The 12060-nt window shown below is 63.6% G+C and carries 7 protein-coding genes and 1 pseudogene; 6 read left to right on the top strand and 2 right to left on the bottom strand.

The genetic code is table 11. From position 1 onward, the window contains the following. Positions 1-281 precede the first annotated feature (281 nt). The 3 genes from SOM18_RS04960 (at position 282) to SOM18_RS04970 (ending at position 4657) form a co-directional block, all read left to right on the top strand. Entirely contained in the window at positions 282-1016 is a 735-nt protein-coding gene (locus SOM18_RS04960) for a metallophosphoesterase family protein (protein ID WP_031438928.1), read from the top strand. 576 nt (positions 1017-1592) lie between these two features. After that, a complete protein-coding gene (locus SOM18_RS04965) occupies positions 1593-2051 on the top strand; it encodes a hypothetical protein (protein ID WP_128082370.1) in 459 nt (152 codons plus the stop codon). Next, positions 2048-4657: an HWE histidine kinase domain-containing protein gene (locus tag SOM18_RS04970; RefSeq protein ID WP_037533218.1), complete on the top strand. Its 2610-nt coding sequence runs from the start codon at positions 2048-2050 to the stop codon at positions 4655-4657. Before SOM18_RS04965 ends, SOM18_RS04970 begins: the two co-directional genes overlap by 4 nt. A gap of 198 nt (positions 4658-4855) precedes the next feature. Here SOM18_RS04970 and SOM18_RS04975 read toward each other — a convergent pair whose 3' ends face one another. After that, positions 4856-7744 carry a PAS domain S-box protein gene (locus tag SOM18_RS04975; RefSeq protein ID WP_037533196.1) on the bottom strand — a complete coding sequence of 963 codons (2889 nt, stop codon included), beginning with the start codon at positions 7742-7744 and terminating at the stop codon, positions 4856-4858. A 673-nt stretch (positions 7745-8417) separates the two neighbouring features. Between SOM18_RS04975 and SOM18_RS04980 the strand changes: the two are divergent. Then, positions 8418-8564 (top strand): annotated as a pseudogene (locus SOM18_RS04980) (formate/nitrite transporter family protein); the annotation flags it as partial. Between the two features lie 60 nt (positions 8565-8624). Here SOM18_RS04980 and SOM18_RS04985 read toward each other — a convergent pair. Further along, entirely contained in the window at positions 8625-9599 is a 975-nt protein-coding gene (locus SOM18_RS04985; RefSeq protein WP_320481414.1) for a glutathione S-transferase family protein, read from the bottom strand. A gap of 253 nt (positions 9600-9852) precedes the next feature. Here SOM18_RS04985 and SOM18_RS04990 point away from each other — a divergent pair, with 253 nt between their 5' ends. Both SOM18_RS04990 and SOM18_RS04995 read left to right on the top strand, forming a co-directional pair. Continuing rightward, on the top strand, positions 9853-10944 hold the full coding sequence (locus SOM18_RS04990) for an SGNH/GDSL hydrolase family protein (RefSeq protein ID WP_320481415.1): 1092 nt from the start codon (positions 9853-9855) through the stop codon (positions 10942-10944). Between the two features lie 72 nt (positions 10945-11016). Further along, positions 11017-12057: a cupin-like domain-containing protein gene (locus SOM18_RS04995; protein WP_031440366.1), complete on the top strand. Its 1041-nt coding sequence runs from the start codon at positions 11017-11019 to the stop codon at positions 12055-12057. The last annotated feature ends 3 nt before the right edge of the window (positions 12058-12060 follow it).

Consider the following 12060-nt stretch of genomic DNA (forward strand, 5'->3'; position numbering starts at 1 on the left):
CCGCATCGCCCCGCTCTGGCCGGCTGCAAACGGCCGGGCTGCCAACGTCAAAAGACCGACGCTCTGGCAGGCAATTCGCATCGTCGAGAGCGGCCGTCCGTTGAGTACGATCATTCCCGATTCTCCAGCTCCGGTCGGCGATTTCGAGACGATCTATTGGGACCAGTAATCCGTGCCGCCGGGGGGCGCCAAGCTGCTGACGGTTCCGAAGCCGGCCTCAGGTTTGTCGTTGCCGAAGCGCGGGGGTTACGATCGTACGGCGAGATCGTTATAGGTCCGTAATGAAGATCGCTGCAATTTCCGACATTCACGGGAATGTCGCTGCCCTCGACGCAGTTCTCGGCGACATCGCCACCCGGCACGTGGACCAGATCGTGAACCTCGGGGACATCTGCTCAGGGGGCCTGTTCCCGCGGGAAACAGCCGATCGATTGATGCCTCTGGGATTGCCCACTATACGCGGCAATCACGAACGTCAGATATCGGATCAGCCTCGCGAGCGCATGGGATTGTCCGATCGCCACGCCTTCGACCAGCTGAGCGCTGAACAGCGTGCGTGGCTGACAGCATTGCCCACGACCATGCGCCTGTCCAAAGATGTGCTGCTTGTTCATGGCACGCCGGACAGCGACCTGACCTATTTTCTAGAGACGGTGACGGAGGCGGGGCTTCGTCAGGCCACTCGCGAGGAAGTTCGACACCGTGCGGGAACTGTCGATGCGGCCGTGATCCTCTGCGGCCATACGCATCTCCAGCGGGTGATGACGCTCGACGACGGGCGCATGATCATAAATCCGGGAAGCGTCGGTCTTCCGGCATATGACGATGACCGACCCTACGCTCACCTGGTGGAAAGCGGATCGCCGCATGCGCGCTATGCGGTATTGTCCAATGAGGGTGATGGCTGGGTGGTAGAGTTTCTGTCCGTCGATTATGATTGGGAACAAGCGGCCCGTGATGCCGAGGCGAATGCCCGGACCGACTGGTCCAGACCTTTGCGAACCGGTCGGGTCTAGCACGAGGGTATCGTATTTCTCGATGCGAAGTGCGTTTCGGGAAGCCGTGTCGCTTCTCGAAATCCGGTCCTTCAGGGAACGGCATCAGCGCCGAGCCTCCCCAAAGCCAATTTTCTGCAGTCGCCGACCAAGCGTCACGTGTGAGCTCGACGCCATCCACGTCACCGGCATCATCGTCAGGCAGCGTATGCGCCGCTGGGTTATCGGTCGCGTCTTGAAGCCTGGTACCGTAGACATATCGCAGGGTCGGTTTCGTTGCCGGGGATGCGTGTTGGGTCCATGGTTTTTCCCTTTGCTGTCTTGTGGGAACTTACTAGCATTCGTTGACGCCATCGACGTATCTGGCCGTCAATGCGCTGACTTGGCTGAGAATTTTGTACGTAAACATGTCAAAAATTATGACATATTCGTTCGAGGGCATGAGCACGGCGCTACGGGAATAATTGCGATGATTGTTGCGGCGGCAAACCGATAAGCAACATTCGCTAGGCAAGATTTCGAAAATATGGTGTGGATACGGCAACGTCGAGGAATGCCACGGCAATCATCGACCGTACGTCTTGATCGAGGAATCCAATGCGCGCGTCAGTGTTACAGGCGTCCGCTGCGGTCGGAACCACCCTGCGCGGCAAGCATCCGAAAGCCCCGATGCCTGCTCGCCAAGGCAGCGTGCCGACACCGAGGGGCCGCTCCGGGTTGCGAACCGCCACGGGCGACATTCACGAACGCCGGCATCATCATCCCGTGCTTTCGCGTCGGGCGGCAAGCTCGGCCGACCGGGACGAATATCGTCTGCTTCTCGGCCACACATACGGTTTCAATACCGTCGTCGACCCCATGCTCGGTGTCGGCGGTGGACTGATCGGCTGCCTTGTCTGGGGCCTGCCCGAACCAGGACTGAGTGCCGGTGACTGGAGCCGGTGTGCCGTCGGGCTGGACACCAACCTACCCGACGCTGCCGTGCAGGACCGACCTGCTGCAACGGCAGCGGCGGTGTCGATGTTTGCGGCGTATGAGGAATGGATGCCGGCATGACGCAGCAAATGGACGGTGCCGTCGATCTGACCAACTGCGATCGCGAGCCGATCCATATTCCCGGCTCGATCCTCCCCCATGGTGCGATGCTCGTGGTCGATCCTGCAACGATGCTGGTCGAGCAGGTCGCAGGCGACACCCTCGGCCTGTTCGGCAGGGATGCGGCGTCGCTGACCGGGCAGGACTTGGCGGACTTGCTGAATGCCGAGCAGCTTCAGCGGCTTCGCGATTTGCTGCAAAGCTCCAGCCTCGCGCGCCCGCGTCACCTGCTGGATCCGTTGCTGCGGGTCGTCCCCGACCGCGCGATCGATGCCAGCGTCCATCTGAGCGATGGCGCGCTGGTGATCGAGGTCGAGGATGCCGACCTGAGCGACCGTCATGCCGTCGATCCGCTCGCCTGCGTCCAGGAAATGTTCGACGGACTTGGCGACGCTCCCGATCTCCAGGCCTATTGCCAACTGGCGGCCGAGCGGGTGCGGGCGGTCGCGGGCTACGACCGGGTGATGGTCTATCGCTTCATGCCCGACGATTCCGGCTGGGTGTTCGCCGAAGCCCGGAACGCCGACATCACGCCATTCCTCGATCTGCACTATCCCGCGTCGGATATCCCGAAACAGGCCCGCACGCTGTATCTGACCAGCTGGCTGCGTCTGATCACCGAAGTCGATTACACGCCCGCGCCGCTGCTGCCGTCGATCAATCCGCGCAGCGGCCTGCCGCTCGACATGAGCCACGCGACCCTGCGTGACGTTTCGCCGATCCACCGGGAATATCTGCGCAACATGGGCGTCGACGCCTCGATGTCGATCTCGATCATCTTCGAAGGCAGGCTTTGGGGGCTGATCGCCTGTCACCATCATACGCCGCGCCGCCTGCCGCGTCATCTCCGCGGTGTCTGCGAGCTGTTCGGATCGATGTTCTCGCTGCAACTGGAAGTGCGGCTGCGCGCCGAGCAGCTCGAGGCCCGGTTGCTGTCCCGCAAGGCGCTGTCCGGGATCATGCACGCGCTGGCGAGCGAGGATGATTACGGGGCCGGACTGGTCGCGCAGCAGCAGCAGCTGCTCGATTACATATCCGCGGGTGGTCTTGCGCTGCGGGTTGGGCAGACCCGTGGCGGTGTCGCCATCCGCGTCAACAGCGGCATCACCGCGTTGGGCAATACGCCCGATGACGACCAGATTGGCGCCCTGACAGACTGGCTGACCCTGCGCATGGGCACGTTCGAAGGGGTGTATGCCACGGATCGGCTGGGCGAAGACTATCCGCCGGCCAAGGCCTATGCGGAGATCGCCTCCGGGTTGCTTGCCATGTCCGTCTCGCGCGAACCGCGCGACTTCGTGCTGTGGTTCAGACCCGAGGTGGTCGAGACCGTGCAATGGGGCGGCGATCCGAACAAGCCCATGGAAGTCGGTCCGAACGGCATCCGGCTGACGCCGCGCAAATCCTTCGAGGCGTGGACCGAGACCGTGCGCGGTCGGTCGACCCCCTGGTCGCCGTCCGACAACGATGCTGCGTTCGACCTGCGGGTGTCGCTGCTGGAGGTCGTCCTGCGGCGGATCGATGCTGCCGCACGCGAACGGCTGCGCGCCTGGCAGCAGGAACAATTGCTGATGGCCGAACTCGACCACCGGGTGAAGAACACCTTGGCCAGCATTCAGGCGATGGTGGCGCAGACGAGCCGAAGTGCGTCGTCGCTTGCTGCTTTCACCCATGGGCTCGACCGGCGGATTCGGTCGATGTCGCGCGCACACAGTCTGCTCACGCAAAGTCGATGGGAAGGCGTGTCGCTCATCGTGCTGATCCAACAGGAGCTAGATGCGTATCGGGCGGAGCATGCGAACGTCACGATCACCGGTCCGGATGTGATGCTTCTCCCGAAAGCGGCACTGGCGCTGTCGTTGGCGATCCACGAGCTTGCCACCAACGCCGGCAAATACGGGGCCTTGTCGGCCGCCGGCGGTCATGTCGACATTCGTTGGCAGTTTGACCCGCAGGCTGGACTGGAGCTGCGATGGCAGGAAAGCGGCGGTCCTCCGGTCAGCAAGCCCACACGGCGCGGTTTCGGATCGACCTTGATCGAGCGGGCCTTGGCGCTGGAAACGAGCGGATCTTCGACTCTAACGTTCGACCCGGGCGGGGTGGCGTGCGCGATCGTCATGCCCGCGTCGGTGGCGCAGTCTGGCGGCACCGCCTCCCACGCCTCTATCGCCCATGATGCCCCTGCGAAAGTCACAGACATTCCTACCGACAATCCGCCGCGGATCCTGATCGTTGAAGATTCAGCTATGGTGCTGATGCTCATCGAGGATGTGGTCATCGATTTGGGCTGGGACATTGTCGGTCCCGCGATGCGGCTGCCGGAAGCCTTAAAGCTTGCTTGCGAGGCAGCGATCGATGCCGCGCTCGTCGACGTCAATCTCGATGGCGAAATGTCGTGGGACGCTGCTGCCATCCTGCAAGATCGCAAGATCCCGTTCGTCTTCACCACCGGCTACGACAGCGCCACCGTCCTGCCGGAGCGGTTCGCCGGCCATCCCGTGCTCAACAAGCCGTTCTCGGCCGAAGACGTTGGACGCACGTTGCAAACCTTGTTGAGCCGGCACTGAGCGTGCCGCAGGGGAATGCCGGGCAGCGTAGATTGATCGACCATGCCTGGCCGCGACCGGTTGCGGACGTTCGTTCATGCTTGGCGACACCGTTGAAAAATGGCTGGCATCCAACGATGATCGACTGCGGTTCCTGCGATTGCTCTCTTTGCAGCAAGCGCAATGTCACAACCGTCCGGTTGCGCGACCGCTTACGCTTCATCGACGGCGTGACACCTTTTTGAGGGCTCGCGACAATGTGTCGATCGAATAGGGCTTATGCACCAGTTCGAACCCGTGCGTACCGCTCTGCGCCAGAACCTCGCTGTACCCGCTGGTCAACACGACCGGCAGCTTAGGATACAGCCGGCCGATCTCCTGACCCAGCTCGATACCGGACATGCCCGGCATCATCACGTCGGAGAAGACGATGTCGAACCTGCCTGCATCTGTCGCCAGTTCGGCGAGTGCCTTGGAGGCGTCCATCGCCAAGACCGTATGATAGCCCAACTCTCCCAACGCCTCGGTCGCGAACATGCCAACCTCGGCATTGTCCTCGACGACCAGCACGCAGGCGCCTTCGCCGAGCGGCAGGGAGTTGTCGCCTTCTTCGGCCGCTCCGCCGTCCAGCCCGTCGACCCGGGGCAGGAACATGGTGAATGTTGCGCCTTCGCCTTCGTCGCTTGTGACGACGACGCCCCCGCCGGACTGCTTTGTGAAACCGAAGACCTGGCTGAGGCCAAGGCCTGTCCCTTCGCCTACCCCCTTGGTGGTGAAGAACGGTTCGAAGATCCGTTCAATGTTGTCGGCTGGAATACCGGGACCGCTGTCGGTCAAGGAGACCGTCACGAACTCGCCCGGCGTGGCCGGATGGGACCGTATGGCGGGCATGCCGGAGGCTGCCGCCACCACGATGGCCAGCTCGCCCGCGCCGTTCATGGCATCGCGTGCATTGACCGCCATGTTGACGATCGCGGTGTCGAACTGGCTGCGGTCCGCGTCGATGTAGCAAGGCTCCGTCGGCAGCCGATGCGATACCTTGATGCGTGCGCCCGTCAGCGTCCGCACCATGTCGCTGACCGTCCGCACGCTTTCCGAGACATCGAAGACTTCGGGTTTGAGCGACTGGCGGCGCGCGAATGCGAGCAACTGGTTGGTCAGTTTGGTCGCGCGTTCGGCGGTGTCGGAGATCGCGTCGATATAGCGCTGCCGGCGTTCGTCGGAGAGACCGGGCCGGCGCAATAGGTCGATAGAACCCCGGATGACCGTCAGCAGATTGTTGAAGTCGTGCGCCACCCCACCGGTGAGTTGCCCGATCGCCTCCACCTTCTGCGATTGGCGCAACGCATCCTCGGCCTGGCCGAGGTCGGCGGTTCGCTCGGCGACGCGCTGCTCCAGCGTTTCGGCGAGCGCGCGCAGATCGGCGACAGCACGGTCGCGCTCCGCTGCGATGCTCCGCCGTTCCTCGACGTCGATCAGGACGCCGGGAAAGCTCAGCGGCGTTCCGTCGGGTGCATGGTCAACCCGACCGTTCGCCTCGATCCAGTAATATCGGCCGTCAGCACGGCGGACCCGGTATTGATGCGCATAGGACCCACTGCGGGCGATCACCGCGGTGATGGCCTCAGTCAGCCCTGCCTGATCGTCGGGATGTACCGTTGCTGTAATCTGCGCGAGCGGAATGCCGGATCGGCCGAGCGCCGGATCAAGGCCGAAGGCACGCGCGAATGCCTCGTCTACGGTGAATTGATCGCTTGGCAGGTCCCAGTGCCAGGTGCCGATGATGGCGCCGGCTTCCAGCGCGAGTTTCACCCGCTCGACGTTCTGACGTGCGACGGCTTCACTGACACGCAGGCGTTCCTCCGCTTCTCGGCGGGCGGTCACGTCGTTGAAAATAATTGCGATCTGTCGATCTGCGGGATCGCCAACCCTTACTGCGCGTACGTCGAACCAGCGCTGGAATGCCTCGGCATAATTCTCGAAATTGGTTGCTTCACCGGTCTTGGCAACATGCCCGTATGTCTCGAACCAGAACTGCTCGAGGTCAGGTGCGAATTCCGTGACCCACTTGCCGCGCAAGTTGACGCCGGACTGGCGTTCAAAAGCGGGGTTGGCTTCGACAAACCGGTAATCGACGGCTTTGTCATCCTCGTCGAACTTGACCTCGACGATGGCGAAAGCCGCATCGACCGTGTCGAAGATTGTCTGGAAGCGCTGCTGCGCTTTCCGGAGCGCTTCGCCGGCAAGATGCTCTTCGGTACGATCACGAAGAACCTTGACGTAACCGGTATGGCGGCCGGCCGAATCCCGGAGCAGGGATAACTCACCGCTGGCCCAAAAAGGCTCGTCCCCCTTGCGCACGTGCCACCGCTCATCAGTGGCCCGCCCCGTCTCACGGGCGCAGGCCATCTCCTGTACCGGCACCCCGGCCGCGCGGTCTTCATCCGTGAAGAACAGGAAGACGCTTCGACCGATCACCTCGTCTTCCGACCAGCCCAGCACCCGTTCCGCGCCATAGCTCCATTCGATGATACGGCCTTCGAGATCGCAGGCTACGATGGCGAAGTCCTGTGCGCTATCGACAATCGCCCGCTGGCGCGCTTCGGCGGCAATCAGGCGTCCCGTTGCAACACGCTGCTCAAACTGCACCATGACCTGTCGCGCCATGACGCGGATCGTCTGCTTCTGAACCTCGGTCAGGTCGCGGGGGCGATAGTCCAGAACGCAGAGCGTGCCGATCGGAAAGCCATCAGACGACTTCAACAGGGCGCCAGCATAGAAGCGCAGGTGCGGCTCACCCGTGACCAGGGGATTGCAGTCGAACCGTGGGTCGTCTGTCGCATCGGGGACGAGCAGGAATTCATCCTCGAGGATCGCACGCCCGCAGAAAGACGTCTCCAACGGCGTCTCACGAACGCCAAGCCCGACTTCCGCCTTGAAGAACTGGCGGCCGTCCCCGATCAGATTCACGATCGCGATTGGCGCGTCGCAGATCGCCGCCACCAGTTCGGCGATCTCGTCGAACGCCGCCTCGCGCGGAGTGTCCAGCAGGTCATATTCTGCGAGGGCAGCCAGTCTCTGCTTCTCGTGCGCGGGCAGCTCGGTCATCGGACTCCAAAGGTTTAGCGGATCACTGTGCTGTAGCATCGTCACCGCCAAGCTCAACGTTGGTCGTTCTTAAACTGTCGAAACCGACCGGTTGTGGCACCCGCAGCGACTTATGCTCTTTCCCGTTCCTCGACGATGGCTCCATGATTTGAAAATCCTGCATCGCGACCGCTGTGATCACGGAAAGATCCGATGACAGGGAACCTCGGCATGCCTCTCACGTATGTTGGTTAACGAATATATTGTGGGATTGGGACGAGGGGTCGATGACTGAGACTGGAAGAGTTGCCTATCATCGCGACCGGGCTGAGCAAGAACGAAGGCGCGCGAGCGAAGCAATCGATGACCGCAGCAAGAATGTTCATATCGAACTGGCCCTGGCCCATGGAAAAGCGGTCGTTCTTGGCGGGCATCGTCTTCGCGCAGCACACGACCGGTGATGCGGGCCGAAGAGGTTTGACGGTATTCCCTCTCGGACGCTCGCGCAGAGAGCGCTGATCATGCGGCGACCGAGAGCCCGCCCGAACGGGATGCCGGTGTTTGCCCAGGTTCCCCTTCCGAGGACACGCGATCGTAACACGAGATCAGGTAGAGAATGCTGTCTAGCCCATCGCATCGGAATAGGTGTCGATCCGACGCGGCATGAACGATCGGCGACGCTGCAGCCGCGACGATGGATTCGAAGCTCGACGAGCCTGCGCTCGCGACGCTGACATCGGGTGTCCTGGCGAACATGCTGGTCTGTCTGACCGTATGGATGGCGATGTCCGCCAGAACGCTGTCGGGCAAGGTCGCCGTGATCATAAGCCCCGTCGCCATCTTCGTCGCCGCGGGCGTCGAGCATTTCATCGCCAACATGTCACTGCTGCCAATCGGCTGGTCAGGTGAGCGTCTGATCGCCTCCCGCGGTGAGGTGAGCCCAAGGGAGGGCAGGACCGACGGGCACGATTCCGCAAGGGTTGAGGTCGCGGTGGCTGGCGTAGTAATGCGTCTTGATGTGATCGAGATGCACCGTCGCGGCGATGCGCGGATCTGCCAGCATCCGTGCGACGTAAGCGTCCAACGCCGGATAGTCGGAGATGCGGCGCACGTTGCACTTGAAATGGAAGTGATAGACCGCATCGAAGCGCACCAGTGTGGTGAAGAGCCGGATATCGGCCTCCGTCATCGCCTCGCCCACCAGCCAGTCGCTGCCGGACAGCCTCTCTTCCAGCCAGTCGAGCGATTCGAACAGCGGGCGCACCGCCGCCTCGTACGCGTCCTGCGTCGTGGCGAAGCCGGCCTTGTACACGCCGTTGTTCACCGTGTCGTAGACACGGTCGTTTACCTCATCGATCTGCCGGCGCTGGGCATGAGGATAGAGGTCCGGTCCGGATCCGGCGAACGCCGCGAGCATCCGGATGATGTCCGCCGATTCGTTCGACACGATCGTGTCGGTCTCGCGATCCCACAGGACGGGTACGGTGACCTTGCCGGAATAGTCCGGCCTGGCGCGGGCGTACAACTGCCACAGGAACTCGGCGTCGTGCAGCGGATCGCCACTGCCGCCGCGGCTCGTGCCGAAGGTCCAGCCATTGTCCAGCATGACAGGATCGACCACCGAGACGCCGATCGCATCCTCCAGTCCGTGCAGCGCGCGCACGATCAGCGTCCGGTGTGCCCAGGGGCAGGCATAGCTGACATAGAGGTGATACCGACCGGGCGTCGCCGGATGGCCGGGCTGTCCGTCTTGGCCGGGGCTCCCCACCGGGGTCAGCCAGTCGCGAAAGCCCGCATCCTGCCGTTCGAACGCGCCGCCCTTGCTGTCTTCCGTCACCTTGCCCGCGTGCCACGCGCCGTCGATCATTCTACCCATGTCATCCCTCCGTCGAAATCGGACCTCAAGCAAGATCCGCCACCGTTTCCCCTCACGAACGACCAAAGGCTCTTTTTGTCCCATGCGATGCCTCTGGCGGCGGGTTCGGGACTGGTCGCCCCGGCTCAGGCAACAGCGGCCGCAGGTCGACGGTCGCGTCCACCACGCCGGTCGCCGGGTCGTCGCGAAAGGGATAGGAGGTGCAGGAGCGGTAGGAGGTTCTTGAATGGCAACGCATGGTCGGATGGCAGGAATGGCGGCTGGGTTGATGATCCTTGCGGCGGCGGTCGAGGCTGCCGCACAGCCTCGCGTCGAGCGCCTGACAGAGAGGCCTGTCGCGCTGACGCTGTTGCCGGCCACAATGCACGGCCGTTTCGAGCGGAAAGGCGCCGGCTTTGTTCGCCAGTGGCCGGGCAGTTATGCCGAGACGGCGTTTCGGGGCTCGGCGGTATCGTTCGACGTGGGGCCAGGCGAGGTGGCACTTCACGTATTCGTCGATGGGCGCAGGATCACGACGCTCGTCAAGCCAGTCCTCGGCCTGTACCGCGTCGCCGGGATGCCCGCCGGCCGCCACGTGTTGCGCATCGAGGTCGCTTCAGAAAGTCAGTCCGGTCCGACCGGCATCGGGCCGTTCTTTGCCGAGCGGGGGACTGTCGGAGCGAGGTTGGAGCAGCGCGCGCGGCAGATCGAGTTCGTCGGCGACTCGCATAGCGTCGGCTATGGTGTGACGTCGTCCAAACGCGAATGTACCCAGGACGAGGTCTGGGCGACGACAGATACGTCGCGCGGCTTTGGCGCGTTGCTCGCACGCCGCTACGGCGCGGATTACGCGGTCAATGCGATCTCCGGGCGCGGGGTTGTGCGCAACTATGGCGGGTTCGCGGCCGACACGCTGCCCGAAGCCTATCCCTTTACCCTGTTCGATCATCGATCCCGCGCCAACGCGCCCGGCTGGCATCCGCAGGTGGTTATCGTCTCGCTCGGCACCAACGATTTCACCACACCGCTTCACGCCGGCGAAACATGGGCGAGCCGCGACGCGCTCCACGACGATTACGAACGACGCTATGTGCGCTTCGTGCAAGCGCTCCACGCGCGCGATCCACGCGCACAGATCGTGCTGTGGGCCACGGACATGGCCAATGGCGAGATCCAGGCGGAGGTGGCCAAGGTTGCCGCGACCTTGCGCAGATCCGGCGCGCCGTGGCTCACCTATGTTCCGGTCAACGGCCTTTCCTTCACCGGGTGCCACTCGCACCCCTCGCTCGCGGATCAGACCGTGATTGCCGACCGGATCGCGGCGGTGATCGACGCGCGCGTCGCGGGATGGGCGCGGCGACCCTGATCGATGGCCAGCCGGTTCGTCGGGCCGGCAAACGCAATAGGGCGCGGCGCATTATCCTGCTATCGCAGGAGGATGACGATATCGCATCCTGCCCCCACCGATGCCCGTGTCGAGGAACGCGCCGCAGTCGACGCCGCGACCTTTGCCGCCGAGATCGCTTTGCGCGACGCGCCGATCGTGTTGCGCGGCCAGGTCGCGCACTGGGCCAGCGTCCGGGCTGCGGCGGGTGGCGATCGCGCGACGGCGGCGTATCTGACTGGGCTCGGCGATGGCGGCAAGCCGATGGAGGTGCTGATCGGCGGCCCGGCGTTCGGTGGCAAATTCTTCTATCGCGGCGATAATCTGGAAGGGTTCAACTTTCACCGCGAAAAGGCGCCGCTCAACGTGTTGCTGAGCGAATTGCTGCGCCTGTCGGACGTCCCCGAAGCCGAACGGCACATCCTCTATGCGAACGCAGCGACCGCGCCCGAGCATCTGCCGGGGTGGGCGGCGGCGAACCCGCTCGATCTGCCGATGGGCGGGGCGACGCCGCGGTTGTGGATCGGCAACGGATCACAGACCGCGACGCATTATGACGGGTCGACCAATCTCGCCTGCGTGGTCGCTGGCGAGCGGCGGTTCACGCTGTTTCCCCCCGATCAGGTCGGCAATCTCTATCTGGGGCCGCTCGACCGGACGCTGGCGGGGCCGCCTTCGAGCATGGTCGATCCGCTCGCGCCCGATCTGAAGCAGTATCCGCGCTATGCCGAGGCGCTCGGCCACGCGGTGGTGGCCGATCTGGGGCCGGGCGATGCGATCTTCATCCCGGCGATCTGGTGGCATCACGTCCAGGCGTTCGGGACGCTCAACGTGCTGTGCAACTATTGGCGCGCCTATGATTCGAGCGTGTCGGCGTTCCATGCGGTGGTGCACGCGATGATGGCGGTGCGCGACCTGCCCGCGGCGGAGAAGGCGGGCTGGCGCGCGTGGTTCGAGCATTATGTGTTCGCCGACGAGGCGGCGGCGGCGGGCGATCATCTGCCCGCGCCCGCGCGCGGCGTGCTCGGGCCGGCCAGCCAGGACCGGACCGAGCGGATGCGCGGCTATCTGCTCAAATCGCTCCAGCGCCGCTGAGCG

The organism is Sphingomonas sp. CFBP9019, assembly GCF_034045155.1.
Classification (GTDB): Bacteria; Pseudomonadota; Alphaproteobacteria; order Sphingomonadales; family Sphingomonadaceae; genus Sphingomonas; species Sphingomonas aerolata.

Bases quoted from the DNA above. Each gene is read 5' to 3' on its own strand.
- SOM18_RS04985 (WP_320481414.1), bottom strand. From the start codon at position 9,599: ATGGGTAGAATGATCGACGGCGCGTGGCACGCGGGCAAGGTGACGGAA.
- SOM18_RS04975 (WP_037533196.1), bottom strand. From the start codon at position 7,744: ATGACCGAGCTGCCCGCGCACGAGAAGCAGAGACTGGCTGCCCTCGCA.
- SOM18_RS04965 (WP_128082370.1), top strand. From the start codon at position 1,593: ATGCGCGCGTCAGTGTTACAGGCGTCCGCTGCGGTCGGAACCACCCTG.
- SOM18_RS04990 (WP_320481415.1), top strand. From the start codon at position 9,853: ATGGCGGCTGGGTTGATGATCCTTGCGGCGGCGGTCGAGGCTGCCGCA.
- SOM18_RS04995 (WP_031440366.1), top strand. From the start codon at position 11,017: ATGACGATATCGCATCCTGCCCCCACCGATGCCCGTGTCGAGGAACGC.
- SOM18_RS04960 (WP_031438928.1), top strand. From the start codon at position 282: ATGAAGATCGCTGCAATTTCCGACATTCACGGGAATGTCGCTGCCCTC.
- SOM18_RS04970 (WP_037533218.1), top strand. From the start codon at position 2,048: ATGACGCAGCAAATGGACGGTGCCGTCGATCTGACCAACTGCGATCGC.